Origin of the sequence: Methylotenera versatilis 79 (genome assembly GCF_000384375.1) — a bacterium.
GTDB lineage: Bacteria > Pseudomonadota > Gammaproteobacteria > Burkholderiales > Methylophilaceae > Methylotenera_A > Methylotenera_A versatilis_B.
The window spans coordinates 2157906-2184772 of record NZ_ARVX01000001.1; the positions used below are offsets into that span (position 1 = coordinate 2157906).

At 40.5% G+C, this 26867-nt stretch carries 26 protein-coding genes and 1 tRNA gene; 8 read left to right on the plus strand and 19 right to left on the minus strand.

Going from position 1 to position 26867, the window contains the following annotated elements:
- Positions 1–4 precede the first annotated feature (4 nt).
- The 3 genes from METVE_RS0110460 (at position 5) to METVE_RS0110470 (ending at position 2887) form a co-directional block, all read left to right on the plus strand.
- Complete coding sequence (locus METVE_RS0110460; RefSeq protein WP_020168431.1) at positions 5–586, plus strand: Maf family nucleotide pyrophosphatase; 582 nt, start codon at positions 5–7, stop codon at positions 584–586.
- 66 nt (positions 587–652) lie between these two features.
- A complete protein-coding gene (locus METVE_RS0110465) occupies positions 653–2119 on the plus strand; it encodes a DUF4139 domain-containing protein (protein WP_020168432.1) in 1467 nt (488 codons plus the stop codon).
- A gap of 54 nt (positions 2120–2173) precedes the next feature.
- On the plus strand, positions 2174–2887 hold the full coding sequence (locus tag METVE_RS0110470) for an SAM-dependent methyltransferase (protein ID WP_020168433.1): 714 nt from the start codon (positions 2174–2176) through the stop codon (positions 2885–2887).
- On the opposite strand, the gene rnhB is transcribed toward METVE_RS0110470, so the two are convergent.
- The 15 genes from rnhB to rpsB all read right to left on the minus strand — a co-directional run bounded on the left by rnhB (position 2876) and on the right by rpsB (position 17760).
- Positions 2876–3475 carry a ribonuclease HII gene (rnhB, locus tag METVE_RS0110475; RefSeq protein ID WP_020168434.1) on the minus strand — a complete coding sequence of 200 codons (600 nt, stop codon included), beginning with the start codon at positions 3473–3475 and terminating at the stop codon, positions 2876–2878. The two genes, METVE_RS0110470 and rnhB, sit on opposite strands and share 12 nt — an antisense overlap.
- Positions 3476–4654, minus strand: coding sequence for a lipid-A-disaccharide synthase (gene lpxB / locus METVE_RS0110480; protein WP_020168435.1), 1179 nt, complete (start codon positions 4652–4654; stop codon positions 3476–3478). It abuts the gene before it with no gap.
- An 11-nt stretch (positions 4655–4665) separates the two neighbouring features.
- Positions 4666–5445 carry an acyl-ACP--UDP-N-acetylglucosamine O-acyltransferase gene (lpxA, locus tag METVE_RS0110485; RefSeq protein WP_020168436.1) on the minus strand — a complete coding sequence of 260 codons (780 nt, stop codon included), beginning with the start codon at positions 5443–5445 and terminating at the stop codon, positions 4666–4668.
- Between the two features lie 84 nt (positions 5446–5529).
- The gene (gene fabZ, locus METVE_RS0110490; protein WP_020184117.1) at positions 5530–6009 is read right to left on the minus strand and encodes a 3-hydroxyacyl-ACP dehydratase FabZ; all 480 of its coding nucleotides are present in this window, start codon (positions 6007–6009) and stop codon (positions 5530–5532) included.
- 8 nt (positions 6010–6017) lie between these two features.
- On the minus strand, positions 6018–7076 hold the full coding sequence (gene lpxD, locus METVE_RS0110495) for a UDP-3-O-(3-hydroxymyristoyl)glucosamine N-acyltransferase (protein ID WP_020168437.1): 1059 nt from the start codon (positions 7074–7076) through the stop codon (positions 6018–6020).
- A gap of 67 nt (positions 7077–7143) precedes the next feature.
- Positions 7144–7695, minus strand: a complete 552-nt coding sequence (locus METVE_RS0110500) for an OmpH family outer membrane protein (protein WP_020168438.1) — start codon at positions 7693–7695, stop codon at positions 7144–7146.
- A gap of 45 nt (positions 7696–7740) precedes the next feature.
- Entirely contained in the window at positions 7741–10038 is a 2298-nt protein-coding gene (gene bamA / locus METVE_RS0110505; protein ID WP_020168439.1) for an outer membrane protein assembly factor BamA, read from the minus strand.
- 31 nt (positions 10039–10069) lie between these two features.
- Positions 10070–11464 (minus strand): RIP metalloprotease RseP, encoded by a 1395-nt coding sequence (rseP, locus tag METVE_RS0110510; protein WP_020168440.1) that lies wholly within the window; start codon positions 11462–11464, stop codon positions 10070–10072.
- Positions 11461–12705, minus strand: a complete 1245-nt coding sequence (gene ispC / locus METVE_RS0110515; protein ID WP_020168441.1) for a 1-deoxy-D-xylulose-5-phosphate reductoisomerase — start codon at positions 12703–12705, stop codon at positions 11461–11463. Before ispC ends, rseP begins: the two co-directional genes overlap by 4 nt.
- A gap of 46 nt (positions 12706–12751) precedes the next feature.
- Positions 12752–13576, minus strand: a complete 825-nt coding sequence (locus METVE_RS0110520) for a phosphatidate cytidylyltransferase (protein ID WP_020168442.1) — start codon at positions 13574–13576, stop codon at positions 12752–12754.
- Between the two features lie 7 nt (positions 13577–13583).
- Positions 13584–14351 (minus strand): isoprenyl transferase, encoded by a 768-nt coding sequence (locus METVE_RS0110525; RefSeq protein WP_020168443.1) that lies wholly within the window; start codon positions 14349–14351, stop codon positions 13584–13586.
- A gap of 27 nt (positions 14352–14378) precedes the next feature.
- Complete coding sequence (frr, locus tag METVE_RS0110530; protein ID WP_198290307.1) at positions 14379–14948, minus strand: ribosome recycling factor; 570 nt, start codon at positions 14946–14948, stop codon at positions 14379–14381.
- 36 nt (positions 14949–14984) lie between these two features.
- Positions 14985–15704 (minus strand): UMP kinase, encoded by a 720-nt coding sequence (gene pyrH / locus METVE_RS0110535; RefSeq protein WP_020168445.1) that lies wholly within the window; start codon positions 15702–15704, stop codon positions 14985–14987.
- Between the two features lie 332 nt (positions 15705–16036).
- Complete coding sequence (tsf, locus tag METVE_RS0110540; RefSeq protein ID WP_020168446.1) at positions 16037–16912, minus strand: translation elongation factor Ts; 876 nt, start codon at positions 16910–16912, stop codon at positions 16037–16039.
- 95 nt (positions 16913–17007) lie between these two features.
- The gene (gene rpsB / locus METVE_RS0110545) at positions 17008–17760 is read right to left on the minus strand and encodes a 30S ribosomal protein S2 (protein ID WP_020168447.1); all 753 of its coding nucleotides are present in this window, start codon (positions 17758–17760) and stop codon (positions 17008–17010) included.
- A gap of 315 nt (positions 17761–18075) precedes the next feature.
- Between rpsB and map the strand changes: the two genes are divergently transcribed.
- Both map and METVE_RS0110555 read left to right on the plus strand, forming a co-directional pair.
- Positions 18076–18873, plus strand: a complete 798-nt coding sequence (map, locus tag METVE_RS0110550; RefSeq protein WP_020168448.1) for a type I methionyl aminopeptidase — start codon at positions 18076–18078, stop codon at positions 18871–18873.
- Positions 18874–18879: 6 nt separating this feature from the next.
- On the plus strand, positions 18880–21459 hold the full coding sequence (locus METVE_RS0110555) for a [protein-PII] uridylyltransferase (protein ID WP_020168449.1): 2580 nt from the start codon (positions 18880–18882) through the stop codon (positions 21457–21459).
- 144 nt (positions 21460–21603) lie between these two features.
- Here the strand turns inward: METVE_RS0110555 and METVE_RS0110560 are convergent, their stop codons facing one another.
- The 4 genes from METVE_RS0110560 to METVE_RS0110575 all read right to left on the minus strand — a co-directional run bounded on the left by METVE_RS0110560 (position 21604) and on the right by METVE_RS0110575 (position 23534).
- Positions 21604–21879: a cupin domain-containing protein gene (locus METVE_RS0110560; protein WP_020168450.1), complete on the minus strand. Its 276-nt coding sequence runs from the start codon at positions 21877–21879 to the stop codon at positions 21604–21606.
- Positions 21880–21973: 94 nt separating this feature from the next.
- A tRNA-Ser gene (locus tag METVE_RS0110565) sits at positions 21974–22063 on the minus strand.
- Positions 22064–22186: 123 nt separating this feature from the next.
- A complete protein-coding gene (def, locus tag METVE_RS0110570; RefSeq protein ID WP_020168451.1) occupies positions 22187–22735 on the minus strand; it encodes a peptide deformylase in 549 nt (182 codons plus the stop codon).
- Between the two features lie 52 nt (positions 22736–22787).
- Positions 22788–23534 carry an S-methyl-5'-thioinosine phosphorylase gene (locus METVE_RS0110575; protein ID WP_020168452.1) on the minus strand — a complete coding sequence of 249 codons (747 nt, stop codon included), beginning with the start codon at positions 23532–23534 and terminating at the stop codon, positions 22788–22790.
- Positions 23535–23645: 111 nt separating this feature from the next.
- Here METVE_RS0110575 and hpnC point away from each other — a divergent pair, with 111 nt between their 5' ends.
- The 3 genes from hpnC to hpnE all read left to right on the plus strand — a co-directional run bounded on the left by hpnC (position 23646) and on the right by hpnE (position 26813).
- Positions 23646–24572, plus strand: a complete 927-nt coding sequence (gene hpnC / locus METVE_RS0110580; protein ID WP_020168453.1) for a squalene synthase HpnC — start codon at positions 23646–23648, stop codon at positions 24570–24572.
- A 66-nt stretch (positions 24573–24638) separates the two neighbouring features.
- A complete protein-coding gene (gene hpnD, locus METVE_RS0110585) occupies positions 24639–25478 on the plus strand; it encodes a presqualene diphosphate synthase HpnD (RefSeq protein WP_020168454.1) in 840 nt (279 codons plus the stop codon).
- Positions 25479–25484: 6 nt separating this feature from the next.
- Positions 25485–26813: a hydroxysqualene dehydroxylase HpnE gene (gene hpnE, locus METVE_RS0110590; protein WP_020168455.1), complete on the plus strand. Its 1329-nt coding sequence runs from the start codon at positions 25485–25487 to the stop codon at positions 26811–26813.
- Positions 26814–26867: the final 54 nt, after the last annotated feature.

Consider the following 26867-nt stretch of genomic DNA (forward strand, 5'->3'; position numbering starts at 1 on the left):
GCCTATGAAACAAATACTTATTTTAGCCTCATCTTCCATTTTCAGGCGCGAACTGCTGCAAAAGCTACAGATACCTTTCAGTTGTATTTCACCGAATGTAGATGAGGCTGTTTTAGACAATGAAAAGCCATATGAAACAGCTTTAAGGCTTGCGCAAGATAAAGCCAGAAAAATTGGTAGCGAATATCCGCACGCATTAATCATCGGTTGCGATCAAGTTGCTACTTTAGATGGTGAGCAATTAGGCAAACCACTTAACCACACAAATGCGACCAAACAGTTAAAAATGATGCGTGGCCGTGAAGTGACTTTTCATAGTGCACTTTGTTTATTCAATGCCGCCACTGGCAATATGCAAGCTGAAGTCGTGCCTTATTTGGTGCGTTTTAGAGAGTTAACCGATGCACAAATTGAAAATTATTTAGCCAAAGAACAGCCGTATCATTGCGCTGGTAGCGCGAAATCGGAAGGTTTAGGCGTTGCGCTAATTGAGCGCATGGTGGGCGATGACCCAAATGCATTGATTGGCCTACCTTTAATCAAGCTGATCACTATGCTCAATAATGAAGGTGTCAGCGTAATTTAACGACAGACGTTAGCCATTTGACCAAAGCAATGTCATCTGCAATCCATCATCATTTGGGAGATTAATATGTTTAAACGCCGTTCTATTGTTTTAGCCATCACCAGTATTTTATCAATGGGAGCATTTGCCTTGGATAACAATTTAGCCAATATTTCAGATGAAACGCCAAGTACGTTGAACGATCAACAAAGCGTTGCCGTCACCATTTACAACGGTGATTTAGCACTGGTAAAAGATACGCGTAAAGTGAAATTAAAAACTGGCTTAAATGTACTTGCACTACGCGATGTAAGTGCCAGAATCAGCCCGGAAACAGCTTTATTACGCAGTATTAACGCCCCAGATAGCTTAACTTTGTTAGAGCAAAATTTTGATTTTGATTTACTGACGCCCGAAAAAATACTCGAAAAATATGTGGGAAAAACAGTTGGTTTGGTCAAAGTACATCCAACAACTGGTACAGAAACAGTTGAACAAGCCACTGTTTTATCCGCCAATCATGGCGTGGTGCTTAAAGTAGGCAATCGTATTGAAACAGGTGTTTCAACCAATCGTATTGTTTATGACGACGTACCAGCAAATTTGCGCGACAGACCTACATTAGTCACACAATTTAATAACAAAGGAGTCAGTGACCAAACCGTAGAGTTAAGCTATTTGACTGGCGGTCTAGCTTGGAAAGCTGATTACGTTGCTGAGTTAAATGACAAAGAAAATCAATTGGATTTATCTGGCTGGGTCACGTTAACCAACACCAGCGGCACCACTTATCGCAATGCTAAATTGCAGTTGGTGGCAGGTGATGTGAATCGTGTGCAGCAATCACCGCGTGCAATGGCCATGCAAATGCGCAAAAACGATATGATGATGGCAGAAGCTGCTGCGCCAATGGCAGAAGAATTGCTATTAGAGTACCACTTATATTCGCTTGATCGTCCAACCACCATTAATGACAACCAAACCAAGCAAGTTGCACTGTTATCAGTCAGCAACGTGCCAGTTAAGAAAGAATTGGTATTAACAGGTGCAGATTATTATTATCAAGGTCAATATGGTGAAATTGGTAGCAAATTAAAAGTGGGCGTATTTGTTGAATTTGAAAATAAAGAAACCAGCAAATTAGGCATGCCACTGCCAAAAGGCATTTTGCGCGTGTACAAAAAAGACAGTAAAGGTAACGCACAATTTGTAGGTGAAGATAATATCGATCACACGCCAAAAAATGAAACCGTGCGCTTAAAATTGGGTGAGGCATTTGATGTAACTGCTGATAAAAAACAAACAGACTTTAAAGTATTGCCTAAACCCTCAAAAACTAATCAATTATACGAAAGCGCCTTTGAGTTAACCCTTAAAAATGCAAAAAAAGAGAAAGTCACGGTAACGGTGCAAGAACCGATTAACGGCGATTGGAAAATCATCAGCGAAAGTCATCCGCATGCTAAAGCCAGTAGTCGCTTAGCTGAATGGAAAATTGAAGTGCCAGCGGAAGGCAAAGCTACGCTTACATACAGAGCGCAAGTTAAATATTAAACAAATAAAATATTGGTAATTTTACAGGTTAACTATTCATGTTAAAGCATTCTTTTGAATAAGCTCGGCACACTTTATCTCGTTCCCGTTACACTTGGCGATGACAATATCGCCAGTGTTTTGCCGCCTGATGTTGTGGTTTTTGTGCAAAAGTTGGATGTATTTATTGTAGAAAGTGAAAAATCTGCACGCCATTTTTTAAGCACCATCAAAACGCTTAAACCGGTGCGAGAGTTATCACTGAATTTACTCAACGAACATACTGATGACAAAGAGGTTTCAGCATTATTAAAACCTTTGTTAGCAGGTCAAGACGTCGGTTTGATGAGCGATGCAGGTTGCCCAGGCATTGCTGATCCTGGTGCCAAATTAGTAGCACTTGCGCATCAAAAAAACATTAAAGTCATTCCATTTGTTGGCCCAAGTTCCATTTTATTAAGCTTGATGGCTTCTGGGTTAAATGGTCAGCAATTTGCATTTTTGGGTTATCTACCCGTAGATAAACAAGCGCGCAATTTAAAGTTGAAAGAAATTGAAAAGCGCTCCTTAACACATAAAGAAACGCAAATTTTTATTGAAACGCCGTATCGCAATCAACATATGCTGGAAGCTATTTTAAGCACATGCCATCCGAATACAAAGCTGTGTATCGCGTGTGATATTAGCTTGAGTACTGAAATGATTGCCACAAAAACGATTGCCAGTTGGAAGCAATCGCCAATGCCAGACTTACATAAACGCCCTACCGTATTTCTATTACTGGCTTAATCGAAGTTTAACCGGCGCATAACTTTTGCGATGGATTGGCGATACGCCATGCAAACTTAACATTTGCACATGAAAAGGTGTTGGATAGCCTTTATGTTGAGCAAAACCATATTGCGGATGAATTTTATCCAGCGCATAACATTCTGCATCACGCGCGACTTTTGCCAATATAGATGCCGCTGAAATCGCTTGTACTTTGCTGTCACCTTGAATAATCGCCTCGCAGGGCAAGTTGATTTTCGGACACTTATTGCCATCTACCTGTACTAATATTTCACCCATATCTGGCGTTATATTGAACTGCAATTGCAGGGCTTCAATCGCCCGTTTCATGGCTAATAAGCTGGCTTGCAGAATATTGATTTCATCGATTTCTTGTGGCGTACAGCTTGCGATTGCCCAAGCAAGTGCTTTGGATTTAATTTCAGCACTTAAAAAATCCCGTCTTTTTTCGGATAGTTTTTTAGAGTCAGCCAAACCAATAATAGGTTGATTAATATCCAGAATAACCGCTGCCGCATAAACGCCGCCAGCAAGTGGTCCACGCCCTGCTTCATCTACACCGCAAATAAGTCTGTTTTCAGTCAATTATTTAATATAACTTAAAATAACATTAGCGGCTTTTTCAGCTGCATTTTGCTTTAAGCTTAAATGTATTTTAGTAAACTCTTGTTTGATTTCAGCAAGATAGTTTGAATCACTCAATAATCGCTGTGTTGCATCCGTTAAGTTTTCTGGCGTTGCTTCATCTTGTAACAATTCTGGCACTAAGAATTTGCCCGCCAAAATATTCGGCAAACCGACAAATGCCTGATAACGCATACGCTTCAAAATCCACCAACTTAATGCGGGCATGCGATAGGTAATCACCATCGGACGCTTCAGCAAAGCGGCTTCCAGCGTAGCCGTGCCTGAAGCTACAATTACTATATCTGCCGCTTCCATCGCATCGTGTGCGTGGCCAAAAAGCAACTGTAAATCTATATCCATATCAGGATATTCCACATAGTTTTGGTGAATGGCATGCTCAAAAATATCGCGTGTTTCCCGCGTGATTAATGGTACTAAAAACTGTATGCCTGAAAATTGCGCGCTAGAAATTTGAGAGGTAGTTTGCTTTTGAGTTAACAAATGTGCGGTTTTGACAAATAGCGCAGCATGTTGTTTTACTTCACTTTGACGGCTGCCGGGCAGCATGGCAATTACCAACTTATCCTGTTTAATCTTCAGTGTTTCGCGCGCCGCTTTTTGGTCAGGCTCTAATGGCAACTCGTCTGCAAGCGGATGACCGACATAAGTGACAGGCACATTAGCCGCTTCATATAAAGCAGGTTCAAATGGGAACAAAGCCAACACATGCGACACGGCACGCTTGATTTTACCCATTCGCCCACCACGCCATGCCCAAATGGATGGACTGACGTAATGAATGGCTGGAATGCCTTTATTTTTGAATTTTCGCTCTAACCAAAAGTTGAAGTCAGGCGCGTCAATACCAATAAAAACGGCAGGTTTTTCAGTTAATAATTGTGTTAATAAGTTTTTACGCAGCTTAAGTAAGCCCCTAAGATGCATAAGCACTTCTACATAACCACGTACAGAGAGCTTTTCTAATGGGAATAATGATTTGGCACCTTCGCTAATCATTTTTGGGCCTGCGATGCCGATAAAAGTGAGATCGCTACGTTTTGCTTTTAACGCACGCATTAAGTGGTGCCCCAACAAATCCCCTGAGGCCTCACCTGCCACAATTGCAATTTTTGGCATATTAAGTAGGATTAACGGACGATGCCGCGCGTTGAGATTTTTAGAAAATCAGTTAGCAATGCAATTTCTTCACAATCTTTTTGCATGTCAGCTAAGGTTAATTTCGCTTCTTCAAGCGTTAAACTATTGCGATATAAGGCTTTATAAGCGCGTTTAATTTGGGTGATACTCTCTGGACTATATCCACGACGTTTTAATCCTTCTGAATTAATGCCGTGCGGTTTGGCATCATAACCAGCTGCCGTCACGTAAGGAGGAATATCTTTGAACACTACAGAGCCAACTGCGGTAATCACATGTGCGCCGACCTTACAAAATTGGTGAATCAAGGTAAATCCGCCCAAAATTGCATAATCATGGATATCAACATGGCCAGCAAGTGAACTGTTATTAGCCAATATGGTGTTATTGCCGATTGTGCAATCATGGGCGATATGCACGTAGGCCATTATCCAGTTGTCACTGCCAATTTTAGTGATGCCTTTATCCTGAATCGTGCCGCGATTAAACGTACAAAATTCACGAATGGTATTGTTATCACCAATTTCCAATGTCGTTGGTTCATCACGATATTTTTTATCTTGTGGTGCTTCGCCTAAAGATGAAAACTGAAAAATCTGATTATTTTTACCAATAGTTGTCGGGCCTTGCAGTACGACATGACTTGCAATACGTGTATCTGCACCCACTTTTACATGTGCGCCGATAGTAGAATAAGCACCAACTGTTACACTGGAATCCAGTTCAGCTTTAGGATCAATAATAGCGGTTGGATGTATTTTGACGGACATAAATTACGCTCTAAGAGATTTATTGTTACTTAAATTTAAATTAATTAGTTACTTTAACTTGTTAACTTAACCAATTGATTCTTGTTACTTTTGTATCGCTTTTAAAATACACATCATATTCGCTTCCGCTACAATCGTACCGTCAACTGTAGCAACACCTGTGTATTTCCAGATACCTTTTAAAATACGATCAATCTTAACATTAAGAATGATTTGATCGCCTGGGGAAACCGGTTTTTTAAAACGCGCGCTATCAATACCAGCAAAATAATACACTGAATCATCCGTCGGTTTAGTACCCATTGTTTTAAATGAAAGAATCGCAGCAGCTTGCGCCATTGCCTCTACAATTAACACACCTGGCATCACAGGATGATAAGGGAAATGACCTGGGAAAAATGGCTCATTCACACTGACGTTTTTCAAAGCGGTAATTTCTTTTCCCACTTCCATAGAAATAACACGATCAATTAAGACAAAAGGATATCGATGCGGCAAATGATCAAGAATTTCATGAATGTCCATACCATTTGTATCGTTTTTATTTATTGCGTTGTCTGCCATATCATTCTCTATTTTTGACTTTGAGAAGTTAACTTTTTAATCGCTTCTTCTAAGGTCTTTATTTTATCTGTTAATTGACTTAAATGGCGAATATTCGCTGCTGTTTTAAGCCAAACATCATGTTCTTGAAATGGCATCAATGCAGTGTAAGTTCCCGCTTTAGGAATAGATCGCGTAATCATGCTGCCAGGTGAAATCGTGACATCATCAGTAATGGTCAGATGCCCTAATATCATAGCTGCTCCGCCAATTTTACAGTGTTTACCTATAACTGCGCTGCCAGCCACACCCACACAACCGGCAATCACCGTATGTGCACCAATGCGGCAGTTATGGGCAATTTGAATTAAATTATCGAGTTTAACGCCCTCTTCAATAACGGTATCATCAATAGCGCCGCGATCAATCGTGGTGTTAGCGCCAATATCCACATGATCATGAATGACCACGCGCCCTATTTGCGGGATTTTTACCCAGTGTTTATCATGATCTGATGTAGATTCTTCAGCGTAGCCAAAACCATCGTTACCGATAATACAGCCAGAAAATAAATGGCAACTTTTGCCAATATAGGAGCCATGTTTGATTGTGACATTTGACTCTAATATGGTGCCATCACTAATTGTTGCGTTGCGCTCAATAACGCAACCTGCTCCGATTGTTACTTGATTACCAAGCGTGACATTTGCCTCTAGAACCACATTTGCACCGATGCTGCAATCAGCTGGTAACTTAATAGACGCATCAATCACTGCCGTAGCATGTATGCCTGCAATAGCAATGTGTTGAGGGTTTAATAGTTGAGATAATTTAGCAAAATAAGCATAAGGATTATCCGTGACAATTTTAGGCAGATGCGTCAGTGCGGCATGTTCAGGTTTAATAATAACAGCACTTGCGACGGTATTATTTAATTGTGCAGTATACTTTGTGTCGCTAAAAAAACTAATCGCCCCGGCCTGAGCAAATACTAGAGAACCGACACGGTTGATTAAGGTGTTAGCGTCACCTGAAACTAAGCCGCCCAATTGGTGAACGATTTGTTGAAGCGATAAAGAGGCGCTCATAAGGAGTGTTTGTTAAGGAAAAGCGCATTAAAGCATCAATGATAAGACTTAATCACGCTTTTTTAATTTATTTTTTACCTAAAAGCTTTAAAACTTTATCAGTAATATCAATTTTTTTGCTCGCGTAGGCTACACCGCCATAAACGACCAAATCATAACCATCGGTTTCAGAAACGGTTTGCACAGCTTTATTTATACGATCCTGTAAAACTGAAAGCTCTTCATTTTTACGTAAATTGATATCTTCACGCAATTCACGTTGTTTACGTTGAAACTCAACTTTAAGATTAGAAACATCGCGCTCTTTGTTACGACGTTCAGTTTCAGACAGCGTTACGCCCTCTTTGTCCAGAGCAGTCTCAATATCACGAATTTGTTTTTGTGTGCGTTCAAGCTCTTGTGAGCGTGGACTAAACTCTCGCTCCAGTTTTTTGCCACTTTCTGCAGTTTGTGGTGCCTCTTGCAAGATTTTATCTACTTGCACATAACCAACTTTAAGCTCTGCAGCTACCAAGCTTGTGCTGATACTGGCTACTAAAGTAAATAAACTAGCAGATATTAAAGTTTTTAACTTTTGCTTCAATTCAAATCTCCTCACATCATGAATTAAAATATTCATGATCCTATTCTACTATTAATCCTATTTAACGATTAAGTTTTGCTATTAAAATTGTTGGCCCAATTGGAACTGCAATGTTTGAGTCTGATCGCCATCTTTTGCATTCAATGGTTTTGCAAGCACCAATTTAAGTGGTCCAAATGGTGAGAACCAGCTAATACCGACACCGGTTGAATATCTTAACGTACCCAGAGTTAACTTTTCACTGTCCGCATAAACATTACCCGCATCTACAAACGCGCTTAAGCGAAATTGTGATGAGTTTTTAATCAATGGCACAGGAATAAATACTTCAGCATTACCTACTATTCTGCGCGTACCGCCCACTGCAAAATCTTGACCAGTTGTTGGATCAAAATCGCGTGGGCCGATTGCACCGTTGTCAAAACCACGTACAGAGTTAACACCACCCACATAGAAGTTTTTAAAGAATGGATACTGTTTGCCGCCATAGCTATCTGCATAGCCTAATTCGCCATTTAACATCACCGTTACATCTTTAAATACATCTTTGTACCACGCATGTTTATATTCCAGCTTGTAATATTGCAAATCCAAACCTGGAATGGTGGTTTCTGCAGTTAATCTTTGCAGAACACCTTTGTTAGGGAACAAGGTGTTATCACGCGAATCGTGCGTCCAACCTAATGCTAATTGCAACGAGTTACTATTACAACCACTAGTATTGCTACAGAAATCTAAATATTGCTTAGGACTATTATCGGACAACTCAATCTTGGTAATATCAGCTGTAAGGCCTGCGCTGAAGAAATCTTTTTCGCCCAAAGGTAGACCAAAACGTACACCAGCACCATATGAAGAGCTGTTGTACGTACCAATATCCAATGAGCGTGTATTCACGTCACGCCTGTAAATGTCAAAGCCGCGACTAACACCATCTGGCGTAAAGTAAGGGTCTGTATAAGAAAGTGAATAAGTTGTATTTACTTTACCAGTATTGATTTGTGCAGAAACACGATTGCCCGTACCTAAGAAGTTTTGTTGATTGACAGTAACACCTAAAACAACACCTTCATTACTAGATAAGCCTGCACCAAATTGCACACTACCTGTGGATTTTTCAGTAACATTAATATTAAGGTCTACTTGATCGCTACTGCCAGGTACTGCAGGCGTTTCAATATCTACGGTATCAAAATACTGTAAACGATCTAAACGGACTTTAGAACGGTCAATCTTATCGCCCGCATACCAAGCTGATTCTAACTGGCGCATTTCACGGCGCAATACAGAATCCCGTGTACGCGTGTTACCTGTTAAGTTAATGCGGCGCACATAAACACGCTTGCCTGGGTCGACAAAAAACGTAAATGCAGCAGTGTGATTGACTTTATCGATTTCAGGAATCGCGTTCACATTAGAAAACGCATAACCTTCATTACTTAAACGATCACTAATGGATTTGCTTGATTCAGTGATTAACTGACGATTAAACGTATCATCTTTTGCTATTTTAATCAGTGGCTTAAGCTCTGCTTCTGGTACTTGTAACTCACCCGCCAGTTTCACATCGCTAATGGTATATTTCTCACCTTCGGTAATATTAACCGTGATGTAAATATCCTGCTTATCAGGAGAAATTGACACTTGAGTAGAGTCGATAGAAAACTCCAAGTAGCCTTTATTCATATAGAACGACTTCAAGGTTTCTAAATCAGCGGTAAGCTTTTGTTTAGAATACTGATCGTCTTTATTCCACCAACTCATCCAATTAGGCGTTGTCAGCAAAAATTCGGCTCGCAAATCTTCAGTGGTAAACACATTGTTACCAACAATATTAATATCACGGATTTTCGCAACAACACCTTCTTCAATCTCAAACTTAACTGCTACGCGGTTACGCTCTTGCGGGCTAACAACGGCTTTAACTGTAGCACTATATTTACCTTGTGATAAATATTGGCGTTTAATTTCTTGTTCAGCGCGGTCTAGTTGCGACTTATCAAAAATAAGTCCTTCAGAAATACCGATTTGTTTAAGACCTTCAGTCATTTTGTCTGAAGGAAATGACTTATTACCCGAGAATTCAATTTTAGAAATGGCAGAACGCTCTTGTACGGTAACAACTAGTACATCACCTTCTGCTTCAATACGTACATCTTTAAAAAAACCAGTGTTATAAAGAGACTTAATCGCCTGCGTGGCTTTTTCATCGCTCATCACATCGCCCACTTGAACAGGCAAGTAATTAAAGATAGTACCGGCTTCAGTACGCTGCAAACCTTCTACGCGAATATCTTTTACGACAAAAGGCTCAAGCGCCAAAACATGCTGGCTAAAGAGTGCGAAAACAATGGCTGGGATATAGCGGATTTTAAACAAATGATTAACCCGAATTAAATTGTAGTAAAAATTAAATGGTCGTAAAAAGGCGGCTGAAGTCGTTAAATATGGCAATGGTCATCAACAACCCCAATAACACAAATCCTATTTTTTGCCCAACCAGCATTGTTTGATCTGACACTGGCGAGCCCTTTAATATTTCAACGATATAATACATCAAATGACCACCATCTAACACAGGAATTGGCAAAAGGTTAAGCACGCCAATGCTGATGCTGACCAATGCCAGAAAGCTCAGAAAGGTGCTCAGCCCAAGATTTGCGCTTTCACCCGCAAAGGTCGCAATGGTCACAGGCCCGCTAATACCTTTAATCGAAACTTGACCAGTAATCATCTTGCCAAGCATCTTCAAACTGAATGTGGCGGTATCCCAGGTTTTAAAAATAGCTTTTTGCAAGCTTTGTACAGGTGAGTATTCAGTTTTAATCAAAAATTCATCAAGTGTTTTTTGATCCAATTTAACACTAGCGCCCAGTCGGCCAATCGCTTGATTATTTTCTGTTACTTGTTCAGGTATAACCGCGATTGTGCGCAATTCTTGTCCGCGCTCAATCTTTACTTGCAAAGATTTATTCGGGCTTGTTTTGACTGTCGCCACTACTTTTTCCCAATCCTGCATATTGACACCGTTAATGCTTAATATCTTATCATTGGCTTTAAAGTCAGCTTTTGCTGCGGCACTATTGGGTAGAATTTCGCCGATTACTGCAGGAATATTCGGCTTAAACATGCCTAAGCCCACTTTTTCTAGAATATCCACTTCTGGGTCGCTATCAATTCCAGCAAAACTAAGTGTGTGAACGTGTAACTCGTTGTCGCTAGTTAACGCCTCAATCTGCACCGTTTTATTTTCTAGCGATTGTTCGAGTAAGATCCAACGCGCATCTGTCCAAGTTTTAATCGGAGTGCCTGCGATAGCCTGAATAACTTCACCACTTTTTAAGCTTGCAGATGCAGCTAAACTGTTTTTCACCACATCACCGACCACTGGGCGCATGCCTGTTACGCCTTGCATAAACAATAACCAATATAAAAATATCGCTAATAACAGATTTGCAATTGGACCAGCAGAGACGATTGCGATGCGCTTCCAAACATGTTGACGATTAAATGCGCGCTGTAATTCTGCTTCTGAATAGTTAACTGACATTAAATCTGAATTTTGTTCACGCTCGACTTTTAATTCGCGTTCATCCAGCATTTTGACGAAACCACCTAAAGGAATTGCCGCTAAAACAAATTCGGTATTATCTTTACCAAAGGTTTTTTTCCATAAAGGTTTGCCGAAACCAATAGAAAAACGCAGTACTTTAACATTGCACCAGCGCGCGACTTGAAAGTGACCATATTCGTGAATCGTGACTAACAATCCTATCGTCACGATAAATGCTAAAAAAGTCATCATGCGCTTAACACCTGTTTATGCACGACTTTTGCAAAACTGTTTTTTGTTATTTCGGCTTGTGCAAATCGTCTCGCTGCATTATCAACTTCGATCAACTGCGCTAATGATGACACTGGCTCTGAATGAATATGCGTCAATGCTTTTTCAATTAAGCCCGCAATCGCTAAAAAATCGATTTCATTATTTAAAAATGCCGCCACCGCTACTTCATTCACAGCATTCAATATCGCTGGCGCTGTGCCGCCCAGTTGCAAGGCATCATAAGCCAACTGCAAACATGGAAAGCGCTTAGTATCAGGTGCTTCAAATTCTAATTTTGCGATTTCCAACAGGTTAAGTGAAGCCACGCCAGATGCAATACGGTTCGGATACCCTAGCGCATAAGCAATTGGCGTACGCATATCGGGATTGCCCAATTGCGCCAACACACTTCCGTCGATATATTCCACCATCGAATGAATCACACTTTGCGGATGTACGACCACCTCGATTTGTTCAGGCTTCGCATTAAAAAGCCAATGCGCCTCAATCACTTCTAAACCTTTATTCATCAAGGTTGCAGAGTCAATGGTAATTTTTGCGCCCATCACCCAATTGGGATGCTTAAGAGCTTGCGCAGGTCTAACCGCAGCTAATTGTGCCGGTGAATATTGTCTAAATGGTCCGCCAGATGCGGTTAAGATGATTTTTCGCACACCGCCATCACTCAGATGGCTCAACTGCTGTGGTGGCATCACTTGAAATATGGCGTTATGCTCACTATCAATCGGCAGTAAGGTTGCGCCGCCCGCTTTAACCGCCTGCATAAATAAGCTGCCAGCCATCACTAATGTTTCTTTATTAGCCAGCAAAATGCGTTTACCTGCATGTGCTGCAGCCATTGCAGGCTTGAGTCCAGCCGCGCCGACAATCGCCGCCATCACTATATCCACTGCGTCATCGCTGGAAATTTGCTCTAATCCTGCCATACCAAAAATGACTTCCGTTTTACTGTTAATCACTTTTAATTTAGCACGTAAATCTAGCGCGGATTTTTCATTTAGTAATACTGCAAACTTTGGTTTAAATTGAACACATTGATTAAAAATGGCATCTACACTTGAATTCGCCGCCAATGCATATACTTGATATTGATCAGCATGGCGCGCAATTACATCTAAAGTTTGCAAACCAATCGTGCCTGTGCTGCCTAATATAGTCACATTTTGTAGAGCATGATTTTGAATGGATTGGTTTTGCAATTTAGGTAGCCGAATTAAACTGTTAAATTTTTAAATTAGTGAATTATTAAACTACTGAATTATTAAAATAGTGGAACAAATAAATCATTAAGATAGCGATAGGCAAACTGGGAATAATGCCATCAATGCGATCCAAAATTCCGCCGTGTCCTGGCAACAAACTGCCGCTATCTTTAATCATAGCTTGACGTTTTATCATGGATTCAAATAAATCGCCAGCAACACCTAACATTGTAATGGTCCATAATGCTGGGAAAACTGCCCATTCTTTAAAGTCAAAACCGAAATATAAAATCGCACCAAATACAGTTACCGCAACCAAAGCCCCAAATACACCTTCCCATGTTTTGCCTGGGCTAATATTTGGTGCTAATTTGTGTTTTCCAAAGTTTTTACCAGCAAAATAAGCTGCGCTGTCCGCAATCCAAATCGTTGCTAACAAGACTAATAATAAAGCAGGGTCTGCGCCCTTAGCGCAAATTAAGGCCAACCAAAGTGACGTGATTAATAATAAGCCTAGTAATGCCATTACGCATTTATTACTGACTAAATATCTGCTTTTAAACCAAAATGGCACGATAAGTAGCCAAAATAGTGCAGTTATAAAAAATACAATCAGCGATTTAAAAAAGAATAAATGGAAACCATATTGCGTCATCAACCAGACGACAAGGATTCCAGCAAGCCCAGCAACCACCAAATACACACTATTTTGTATTACAGAAAGCTTAATCATCGCGCCCCACTCTTGTAATGCCAGCAAAGAGATAGCCAGCATGCAATAAGCCCACAGCGTATTACTTAGCATGAAAAGCGCAGGAATAAAAGCCGCAACCAACAGGCCAGCGGTAATGATGCGAGTTTTAAGCATGATTAAACTAATTCACACCAGTGAGTTGCTCACTGGTTCGGCCAAAGCGACGTTCTCGTTGCTGGTAAAATTGAATAGCGGCATTAAAAGCTTTAGCGTCAAAGTCAGGCCACAGCGTATCGGTAAAATAAAGCTCTGTATAAGCCAATTGCCATAACAGAAAATTACTCACGCGTTTTTCACCGCCAGTACGGATAAACAAATCGGGTTCAGTCGCGTAATGCATCGATAGATAAGGCGACAAGTCTTCCTCGTCAAACTGGCCAGCTTTTTGTGGCAACTCGCTTACCATGTGATTAGTCGCCTGCAAAATGTCCCAACGCCCGCCATAATTGGCTGCAATCGTTAAAATCAAACCCGTATTATTTGCAGTTAACTGCTCAGAAGCTTCAATTTGTGCAATCAACTCAGCACTAAAGCGGCTACGGTCGCCTATCAAAATCAAACGAATATTATTATCATGCAGCTTAACGACTTCGCGTTTCAGCGCATCCATAAACAAGCCCATTAAGAATGACACTTCATCGTCTGGTCTGCGCCAATTTTCGCTGCTAAATGCAAACAGTGTTAAAAATTTCACATTCATCATTGCGCATTGTTTAACCACATCGCGCACGACATCTACACCACGCTTATGCCCGGCAACACGCGGCAAAAAACGTTTGCGCGCCCATCGACCATTGCCATCCATAATCACGGCGATGTGATTCGGAATTTCACCTGATTCAGGAATGGTTTGCGTAGAACTTAATAATGATTTGGAAAAAAACTGCAATGATTAACCCTTAAATTAGCCTAATAATTAAACGGCCATCAAATCTGTTTCTTTGACTTGCAACAATTTATCCACTTCAATTACGGCTTTATCCGTCATTTTTTGCACTTCATCTTGTGCACGGCGCTCATCATCCTCACTGATTTCCTTATCTTTTAATAGTTTTTTCAGCGCATCATTGGCATCGCGACGCACATTGCGAATCGCCACTTTTGCGCCTTCGCTTTCTGTACGCACGATTTTAATCAAATCGCGACGGCGTTCTTCTGTCAACATTGGCATCGGCACGCGAATCAAATCACCGTTTGTCGCAGGATTCAAGCCTAAATCGCAGTCACGAATGGCCTTCTCAACTTTGCCAATCATATTTTTTTCATAAGGCTGTACGTTAATCGTGCGCGCATCGCCTAAATTTACGTTCGCCACTTGGTTAACTGCTACCATCGAACCATAATATTCAACCATTACATGATCAAGCAAGCCAGTATGCGCGCGTCCTGTACGCACTTTTGCTAAATCATTTTTTAGAGATTCTAATGATTTTTGCATTTTTAAATCGGCGGTTTTTTTAATATCTTCCAACATATGCTTCTCCAACTTTACTTTTTTTAATTTGACTTACTTTATAAAACTTTAAGCTACAACCACGCGCGTGCCTTCATTTTCGCCCATCACTACACGCATTAATGCGCCGGGTTTAAAGATACTGAATACTGAAATGGGTAATTTTTGATCGCGACATAAGGTTAACGCAGTTGCATCCATCACTTTTAAATCTTTGATAATCGCTTCATCGAAAGTAACTGTTTCATAACGGGTCGCGTTAGGATTCTTTTTAGGGTCATCTGTGTAAATACCATCTACTTTGGTGGCTTTTAACACGATTTCGGCATTAATTTCCATGCCACGCAACGCGGCAGCGGTGTCTGTGGTGAAAAATGGATTACCTGTGCCAGCACCAAAAATTACTACACGGCCTTCTTCTAAATAGCGTATTGCTTTGCCACGAATATAAGGTTCTGCAACTTGCTCAATATTCAACGCACTTTGTACGCGCGCTTTAATACCGATGTGTTTCATTGCATCTTGTAACGCCAAGGCATTCATCACAGTCGCCAGCATGCCCATGTAATCCGCAGTCGCTCTGTCCATACCAGCAGCTGTAGGCGCTACGCCACGGAAAATATTGCCGCCACCAATCACCACACCTACTTCCACGCCCAAATCGACAATTTCTTTGATTTGAGTAACGATATCATTAATAGTCGCACGATTAATGCCGTACGCATCGTCGCCCATTAAGGCTTCGCCAGAAAGTTTAAGTAAAATACGTTTGTAGGCTGGTTTTGCCATGGTTTACCCTGTTTTAATATTTCGATTATTTAATCACAAACCCTATGATTCTACTAAATTTTTAGGGAGATTTTGCTGAAATTTCACTAAAATTAATAGATAAAATTCATTTAGTTAAGTTTGTTTTAGCGGGTTTATTTTGTTTTACTAGGTTTATAAGTCTTTTATGTGGATTTAAGTTGACTCACCTAAATTCGAAGTCATCTATTGTAGTAAAACCTTCAACTTAACAACTAATTAACAACTAAAAATTGGCGAAAAAAAAGTGAGCCAGCGATACGCCAAGCCCACTTTTTTCTTTGTAGCAACTTAAAATTTAACTTAGGTCTAACTTAAACTTTAGCAGCTGCGGCAACTTCCGCAGCGTAATCAACGACCACTTTTTCAATGCCTTCACCTACGGTATACATTGTAAAAGAAGCAACAGATGCGCCTTTAGATTTCAATAATTGCTCAATTGTAAGCTTGTCATCTTTAACAAAAATTTGGCTTAAAAGCGTGACTTCTTTTAAGAATTTTTGCACAGTGCCGTCTGCAATTTTCTCTAACATTGCTTCTGGTTTGCCAGCTTCTTTTGCTTTTTCAATCGCAACACGGCGCTCAGCTTCAATCAAGCTTGCATCAATGCCGCTAGCGTCCAATGATTTTGGTTTAGCCGCTGCAATGTGCATCGCTAAATCTTTACCCAATGCGTCATCACCGCCTACTAAATCTAAAATCACACCAATTTTGCTACCGTGTACATAGCTATACAATTTACCTTGTACTGCTGGAGCAACAAAACGACGTGGCGTAATGTTCTCACCAATTTTACCAACCAATTGCGCGCGCGTTTCTTCAACTGTTGCACCATTTATTGATAATGCGCTTAAAGCTGCAATATCCGCTGGTTTTTCAGTCGCAACAACGTTAGCAAGTACGTTTACAAATTTCAAAAAGTCTTCATTTTTAGCGCAAAAGTCTGTTTCAGAGTTTACTTCAATCAACGCACCAGATTTACCATCGGCGGCAATTGCGATACCCACTGTACCTTCAGCGGCCACACGACCGGCTGCTTTGCTGGCTTTATTACCAAAACGTACACGCAAGATTTCTTCTGCGCGCGTCATATCGCCTTCAGCTTCTGTTAATGCTTTTTTACAGTCCATCATTGGCGCATCTGTGCGCTCACGTAATTCTTTTACCATACTTGCGGTAATTTCAGCCATTTTTAGCTCCTAAACGTAATATTTTTATATGTAAGTATTATTCGATATTTTATAAATAGAAAAAGGGGCTAATCGCCCCTTTTTATTTCCATGCATTATTCTGCAGTAACAGCTTCCGCAGGTGCTTGTGTTGTTTCTTCTTGTGCAGATTTAACAATCTCAGTAATCGCATTTTCACGGCCTTCTAAAACCGCATCTGCCATACCGCGCGCATATAAACGAATTGCACGTGATGAGTCATCATTACCAGGAACCACATAAGCCACGCCGTCTGGTGAGTTATTTGTATCCACAATACCGATGACTGGAATGCCTAATTTAGCCGCTTCAGTAATCGCACCACTTTCATGACCAACGTCAATGATGAAAATCGCATCTGGCAAGCCACCCATATCTTTAATACCACCGATTGAGCGCTCTAATTTTTCGATTTCGCGTTTATAACCTAAAGCTTCTTTTTTGCCGAATTTTTCTAAGCTGCCATCTAATAACATCGCTTCGAAGTCGTGCAGACGTTTGATTGATTGTTTAACAGTTTTAAAGTTAGTTAACATACCACCCAACCAACGGTGATTTACATAAGCACAACCAGCACGGGACGCTTCTTCTTTAACGATATCGCGTGCTTGACGTTTTGTACCAACGAACAAGATACGACCTTTATTAGCCGCTAAAGTACGTGTATATTTCAATGCCTCTTCAAATAGTGGCAGTGTTTTTTCAAGGTTAACAATATGAATTTTGTTGCGGTCGCCAAAAATGTACTCAGCCATTTTAGGATTCCAATAACGGGTTTGGTGGCCAAAGTGAACACCGGCCTCAAGCATTTGACGCATAGTAACTGACATTGTATTACTCCATGTAAGGGTTAACATTACATTCATCCACAATATTTGAACCTAGTTCAAACACCCTGTACGGGACGATGCATTGATTTAAATTAACTTGTTTAGCAAAGCGCTAATCAAGTGGCGTGCATTATAGCTAAAAATTGATTTAGATTCAATCGTAATTCAGCGTTTGTAAAATCCTGTTAAATATAATCAAACTTTCATAAAAAATAGTGTAAATCCTAATTTACTTATCAAGGCTTCGACATAGCATTAATACCATCTTCGCTATGATAAAATAAGCAATTAATTTACTACTGCTTTTGAAAAATTATGCCAATTACCATTAACAACGCTGACGATATCGCCAAAATGCGTATTGCAGGCAAATTAGCATCCGAAGTGCTGGATTACATCACGCCTTTTGTGGTGCATGGCGTAACAACTGAAAAGTTGGACCAACTTTGCCATGATTATATTGTCAATGTGCAACAGGCGATTCCTGCGCCACTTAACTATGCGCCCGACGGTCATACGCCCTATCCTAAATCTATTTGCACGTCGGTTAACCATGTGATTTGTCATGGCGTGCCAAGCGATAAAGTGCTTAAAAACGGTGATGCTGTAAATATTGACATTACAGTGATTAAAAATGGTTACCACGGCGATACTTCGCGTATGTTTCTTGTAGGTGAGGCGTCTATTCAAGCCAAGCGTTTGTCGGAACTAACTTATCAAGCCATGTGGATAGGCATTAATAAAGTAAAGCCAGATGCTACTTTAGGTGATATTGGTTACGCCATTCAAAGTTTTGCAGAAAAAAATGGCTTTAGTGTGGTGCGAGAGTTTTGTGGTCATGGTATTGGTAAAAAATTCCATGAAGATCCACAAATTTTGCATTACGGCAGACCAGGTGTCGGTTTGAAATTGCGCGCTGGTATGATTTTCACCATAGAGCCGATGATTAATGCTGGTAAGCGCGATATTAAACAAATGCCAGATGGCTGGACAATTGTGACCAAAGACCGCAGCTTGTCGGCACAATGGGAGCACACGATTCTAGTCACTGAAACAGGATTCGAGGTGCTGACCTTATCATCAGGCTCTCCCGCAGCGCCAGTTTTTGCTTAACCATTAATGCAGTCTCAAAAAATCCAGTCAAAACAAGCCATTCAAACATGGCGTGATGATTTAAAGGCGCAACAAAATGCGTTGGAAGCTGCATTTTATCAGCATAAAAATACGGCACTGTTACTCAAACAACAATCGTTATTAATTGATCGGCTTTTAAAAAAAATATGGCTTGAGACCAATACTGATATCGATATCAATGCCTGTTTAATTGCCGTGGGCGGTTATGGGCGACAATTGCTATTTCCCTACTCTGACATCGATTTATTGATTTTATTGCCAGAAGCTGCGCCACAAGCGTTAAATCAAGAAATTGAATCACTAATTGGTTTGCTGTGGGATATTGGGTTAAATGTAGGTCATAGCGTGCGCACGCTGCAAGAATGCGTGGGTGAAGCGGCAAATGACGTGACCGTACAAACTAATTTATCTGACGCGCGCTTACTTTGTGGTAAAAAGCAGAATTATGACGCATTCTTACAAGCCTTTAACAGCGCTATGCAGCCAGCGACTTATTTTGCAGCAAAATTTAAAGAGCAAGATAATCGCCATGCAAAATTCAACGATACTACTTACAACTTAGAGCCAAACATCAAGGAAAGTCCTGGCGGCCTGCGCGATTTGCATATGATTTTGTGGTTAGCACAAAGTCAGCATTTGGGTAAAAATTGGGCGAGTTTAGCTAAAAACCATATCATCACGCTTGCTGAAATGCGCCAAATCAAGCGCCATGAACGCAATTTGCAAAACCTACGCATTCGTTTGCATTACTTGGCCAAACGGCGTGAAGATAGGTTGTTGTTTGACTTCCAAAACGAATTGGCAAGCGATTTAGGTTATATGAACACGTCGCGTAAACGTGCCAGCGAACAGCTGATGCAAAGCTATTATACAAGCGCAAAATTTATCAATTTAATCAATGAGATACTACTTAAAATATTTGAATTAAATTTGAACAAAACCAAGCCCCAAATCACGCCTATTAACGCTATATTTGAAGCGCATGATGATTTGCTAGAGATCAAAATTGCCAATGGTTTGCAACAGCATCCAAATGCTATTTTGGAAAGCTTTTTATTGCTGCAACAACATCCGCAACTCTCCGGCATGAGTGCGAATTTAATTCGCGAGTTGCAACGCGTTAAAAAAATAGTCAATCACGACTTTCGTCAATCTAAAGAAAACAAAGTCACATTTTTAGCGATTTTATCGCAACCAGATGGAGTTAATCATAGCTTACGCCGCATGAATCGTTACGGTATTTTAGGTCAATATATTCCCGTTTTCGGCAGAATCGTCGGTCAGATGCAGCATGACTTGTTTCATGTTTACACGGTTGATGAGCATATTCTAAATGTATTAGCTAATTTACGTCGTTATGCAAAACCTGAACTGAAACATGAGTTTCCGTTGTGTAGTGAATTGTTCTCGAATTTTGAAAAACCTTACCTACTCTACCTTGCAGCGCTGTTTCATGATATCGCAAAAGGTCGAAATGGCGATCACTCCAGTTTGGGTACAATCGATGCACGGCGCTTTTGCAAATTGCATGGACTAGCAAAAGACGAAGTTGACCTAGTTGCCTGGTTGGTCGATGCACACCTCAAAATGTCCAGCACCGCGCAAAAATCCGACTTATCCGATCCTGAAGTGATTCACCAATTTGCACAATTAGTAAAGACAGAAAAACGTTTGATCGCCTTATATCTATTAACTGTTGCAGATATTCGCGGTACCAGTCCAGTGGTATGGAATGCGTGGAAAGCGAGATTGTTAGAAAGTCTTTTTTATGCGACTCGTAGCGTATTAAATAACGTTGATTTCAGTAAGCAAAAAATAATCGAATCGCGCCAGCAAGAAGCGACGACCAAACTAACGCAATATGGACTTAATCCAGAATCTTATCTGCCATTATGGAAAAATGCTGGAGCGGATTACTTTTTGCGTTTTGAATCAGATGAAATCGCTTGGCAAAGTCGGTTACTCACACCACATGTTTTTACAGAAAATCCAATTGTGCGCGCACGTTTAAGTCCAAACGGCGATGGCATACAAACGATGATTTACACGCGTAACCAAGATGACTTGTTCGCGCGCATCTGTAACTTTTTTGATCGTATGGCTTATAACATCGTACAAGCCAAGATTTACACCACGAATCATGGCTATGCACTTAATAACTTTATTGTTTTAGATCAATCGGGTAAGTCAGTAAGTTACAGTGGTTTATTAAAATTTATAGAAACTGAGCTCACGCAAAAAATAAGCAGCTCCGCCCCTTTGGAATCGCCATTACAAGGCCGAGTGAGCCGCCAAGTAAAATACATGTGTATTCAGCCGCAAGTAAAAATCGTGCCTGAAACGCAAGGCATCAACCATACATTAGAGATTATTGCTGGCGATAGGCCTGGTTTATTAGCCAAAGTGGCGAATATATTTTTACAGCAAGAAGTTGATTTGCATAATGCAAAAATCAACACTCTCGGCAACCGAGCAGAAGATAGTTTTTTGATTTCAGCTAAACAAAATCAAGCACTAAGTGCCGACCAATTAGAAAAAATCAAACAAAACTTAACCAGTTTATAAGGTTAACTTTTTTGATTATTTAAGCGCAAATTAGACTTAATAATTAATACACGCATAAAACAAAAAAGCCGACTTCTATAATAGAAGTCGGCTTTTTAATTAACTAATTTAAATCAATTAGTTAAAACATACTGCTCATTCAAATTATGAATGTTTGTAATGTTTTTTCAATTGTTTAACAACTTCCCATTGCGATTTCATGCCTTTTGGGAAAACAACGAAATCACCTGCTTTAATAACTACTTTTTCGCCACCTTGTGGTGTTACGTGAATTTCACCTTCAAGTAAGTAAGCGCTTTCTGTCATACCGAAATCTAATGGAAATTTAGAAACTTCTTTTTCCCAGATAGACCAGCTAGCAACGCCTAATTCTTTTAATTTCTCTTCTGACGGGTTGTGATCAATAACGATTTGGCTCATGTTAATCCTTAATATAAATAATAAAATTGGGTTATTTAAAAAGAAACGCCGCTTAACCTTTTAATCGGTTCAATTAGCGGCATTTGAAAGTTCTTGGCGGAAGAGGTGAGATTCGAACTCACGGTGGGCTCGCACCCACGACAGTTTTCAAGACTGTAGCATTAAACCGCTCTGCCACTCTTCCTAATTTATACAACTACTACTAGATTAACTGTACTTAAACGCAGTTTGAAGACAATAACTACACGCGTTAATCTTAACTTCGAATAAAGTGTTTATTCGAGAAAGTCAGCATTATAGCAAACAATTAATCGTCTTGAATATCCTGATTTGGAAAAAGTACGTCTGTAAAGCCAAAATCTTTTAAATTTTTGATGCGCATTGGGTACAAAATGCCAAATAAGTGATCACATTCGTGCTGTACCACGCGCGCATGGAAGCCGCTAACCAAGCGATCAATTGGTGCGCCGAATTGATCAAAGCCTGTGTAATGCAAGCGTGAGTAGCGCGGCACGATTCCACGCATGCCTGGAACGGATAAGCAGCCTTCCCAACCATCGTCCATTTCATCTGTTACTGGCGTTAATGTTGGATTGATTAACACGGTATAAGGCACAACATCCGCATCAGGATAGCGCGGGTTAACATAATCGCTAGATGCTTTTTGGCCAAATATCACTACTTGTAAACTGACACCGATTTGCGGCGCAGCAATACCAGCGCCATTCATATGCGCCATCGTATCTTCTAGGTCCTGAATTAGACTGTGTAATTCTGTGGTGTTAAATTGCGTGACAGACGCTGCTGTTTGTAACAGTAACGGCTCACCCATTTTTAAAACTGTTTTTATCGCCATCTTAAATCCACCTTAAATCTTTTCAGCCTATTTAAATATTGTCTTAATGCCATTAAGCTTGATGCACATGCACAATCTCTTCAATTAAAATTCGCACCTTTTGCATGGTTAAGTCCAATCTGGTCATCACATCCTCATATTGAATGCCATTAGCGCTGTCGCCCCGCCCCGCTGCCTGATTAGCAATTGGACATAATGCCGCGTATTCCATAGCCAATTCTCGCGCTAATGCGGCTTCTGGCATGCCTGTCATACCAACTAGCGTAGCACCATCGCGTTCTAGGCGATTGATTTCTGCAGCGGTTTCTAATCTTGGCCCTTGTACGCAGGCATATACACCGCCATCAATCAATTGCTGTTGAATCTGATTGGCAGCTTTTAAACAATTTTGACGTAAATTTGCAGAGTAAGGTTCAGTAAAATCAATATGTTTAACGGGCAACTCAATACCGTCGTGATAAGTATTTTTACGGCCGTGCGTGTAATCGATTATCTGATGTGGCAACACAATATCGCCCGCATTTAATTCGCTACTGATTCCGCCTACAGTTGCAATCGCCAATAAATCGTTCACACCAACTGAGTGCAAAGCCCAAATATTCGCCCGATAATTAACCGCATGTGGCGGAATAGTATGTCCGCCGCCATGACGTGCTAAAAAAACCACTTCAACGCCAGAAACTTCGCCAAAAATAAGCGGTTGCGAAGCTTCACCATAAGGCGTGCGTGCAATCTGCCGTCTGGTGATTTTTAAGTTATCCAGTTTTGTTAAACCAGTGCCGCCGATAATACCTAACATATAAACCTAACCATAAATGACCGTTTGCTTGACTTAAATATTTTTGATTATTGTAGCGCATGGTCGCCGCTCGCGCTGTAGGATTTAGCGGTTTTATGGCATACTTTGCATATGAGCGCAGACAGCAAAATGGCAAAAACAATAGCAGAGATGGATACTTTCGCTAAAACCGAACTTTTAGACGCAATGAATGGCAATCTTGCAGATAGTTTGACGCTATCACAGACGCATTACGAAAATTTTCCTGTCGCTTCTCACTTTTTACCCAAACATCTGCGTAATCCTATTGCTTTAATATACACGTTTGCGCGTCAAGCCGATGATTTTGCTGATGAAGGCAATCATCGGCCTGCTACAAGACTTGCCAACCTACAAGGCTTTAAACAGCAGTTAGATTTAATCAAAAGTAATAGCAAAACAAAATCGCCATTTTTTACCGAATTTGGCGACATGATTCGTGAATATAATTTACCGCTAACGCCTTTTTATGACTTGCTGGATGCATTTAGCCAAGATGTGACTAAAACGCATTATGCGAATTTCTTTGAATTATTAGATTACTGTCGTCGTTCTGCTAACCCAATTGGCGCACTGCTGTTGCATCTTTTTGGCAAAGCCACACCAGAAAATCTCATCTACTCAAACCAAATTTGTACTGCATTGCAACTGATTAACTTTTATCAAGATGTGGCGATTGATTTTGAAAATGATTTTCATCGCAGCCGCGTCTATCTATGCCAAGATGAGATGCGCGAATATGGCGTGACCGAAGCGCAGATTGCCAGCCAGCATGTGAATAAAAATTGGGAAAGATTCATGCTGTTCAATATTGATCGTGCACAAACCATGTTGAATGAAGGCAAGCCATTGGAACATATTTTACCTGGCCGTATTGGTTTAGAGATGCGCATGATTATTGGCGGCGGCGACCGTATTTTGTATAAATTAAGAAATGTACGCGGTGATGTTTTCAAACATAGACCGCAACTTAAAGCGTGGGATTGGCCACTTATTCTGCTTAAAGCATTGTTAACTTAATCATTCACTTACACCCAGCTTAAGACATTACTTAACGCTATTTTTAAAGCAAAAATACTAATAACAATGACACCACAGCAATACTGCCAACAAAAAGCGTCTCAAAGCGGTTCTAGCTTTACCCTTAGTTTTATTTTCCTACCCAAAAACAAACGCCAAGCCATGACTGCGCTGTATGCGTTTTGCCGTGAAGTGGATGATGTAGTCGACGAATGTACCGATTTTAATGTGGCGCAAACCAAATTGAATTGGTGGAAAAGTGAGATTGTTAATTTATACGCCAATACGCCGCAGCATCCTGTAACAAAAGCGCTGCAACCATTTGTTAGTGAATTCAATCTTGCCCAAGCACATTTTTTAGAAGTAATTGATGGCATGGAAATGGATTTAAAATTTAATCGTTATGCAGATTTTGAGCAATTGCAGTTATATTGTTATCGCGTAGCTAGCGTGGTTGGACTACTTTCTGCGCAGATTTTTGGCTTTAATAATCCTAATACACTTAAATATGCACATGATTTAGGCATGGCATTTCAGCTCACCAATATTACACGTGACGTCGGCGAAGATGCGCGACGTGGGCGAATTTACTTGCCATTGGATGAGTTAACACAAGCAGGCGTAAGCGAAGAGGATATTCTACAAAGCCGTGAAACAGATGCAGTCAAAAACTTGATGGAATTACAGATAGCGCGTGCTGAAAGTTATTACGATAAAGCCTTGCGTGAATTACCAACTGAAGACGCAAAACTACAGCGGCCAGGATTAATGATGGCTGCAATTTACCGCACTTTGTTGCGTGAAATCAAGCAAGATGGTGCGCAAAAGGTGCTCAATTCACGTATTTCATTAGGTGGTTTGCGCAAACTTTGGCTAGTGTCAACAGTGTGGATGCGCAAAGTTTAAACCGACATGGTGCATAAAAACAAAGCACACGTTGCGATTATTGGTGGTGGCATGGCAGGTCTTTCTGCCGCCGCAACACTTGCAGAGCAAGGTATTCAGACCACATTATTTGAATCTGGACCACACTTTGGTGGACGCGCACGTAGCGTCGCGATTGAGTTCAATAGTCAAACTTTTCAGGTAGATAACGGACAGCACATTTTATTAGGCGCTTATCACGAAACACTTAAGCTGCTCGAAAAAGTAGGCGTGCAAGAAAAACAGGCTTTTTTACGCTTGCCGTTAGCGCTGAATATGATTTCACCGCGCCATAAAAAGTCTTTCAAATTAGCCAATCTGAATTTTTTACCACATCCTTTGAATCAACTATTTGGTTTTTTGTGCTGCCAGGGCTTAAGTTTTAAAGAACGCGTATCTGTGGTGACGCTGATTGTTAAACTTAAAAAAAATAATTACCGCTTAACAAGCGATGCGCTTTTAAAAGATTATTTACTAAATAATCATCAATCGAATCAAACCATTAAGTTCTTGTGGGAGCCGCTGTGTCTAGCGGCACTGAATACGCCAATTGAATCGGCTAGCAGCAAAGTATTTTTAAATGTACTGCATGATGCTTTTAATGACGGCAAAAACGATAGCGACTTTCTGATTCCAAAATTAGATCTATCGCAAATTCTATCCACGCCAATAGTGCGTTATCTGCAAGCAAACCAATCGACAGTACTTAATAACAAGCTTGTGCGCAGCATTAAACCGATTGAACACGGTTTTGAAGTGGCAACTCGATTAGAAAAATATACTTTTAGCCACGTGATTATCGCAACTGCTGCCAGAAAATTGAAAGATTTAACTGGTGACTTACCCAAGCTAGATTTTGTGATTTCGCAAACGGATGTCTATGATTATCAACCGATTTATACGGTTTACTTGCAATATCCAAACCATATAACGTTACCTCAACCCATGTTAGGTTTGGTGGATTTAACCAGTCAATGGGTGTTTGATCGCGGCCAATTATGTGGTCAACAAGGTTTAATGGCGGTGGTGATTAGCGCAAAAGGCAATCATCAAAAACTCACGCAAGATATGCTGGCACTGAAAGTGGCGCAAGAGTTACATCAAGCTTTTCCATATTTAAATAAACCACTTTGGCACAAGGTGATTGCTGAAAAGCGCGCCACTTTTTCTTGTAACGTGAATTTGCCGCGGCCCGCTAATGTTACGCCTTACCTAAATTTATTTTTGGCAGGCGATTATACTTATGCAGATTATCCAGCGACGATTGAAGGTGCAGTGCGAAGTGGTATTGCTTGTGCAAACCTGATTTTAAAATAGGCTGCTAGATAAAATTTAGAAAGAATAAAACTAGAAAATAATCATGTTGAAAAC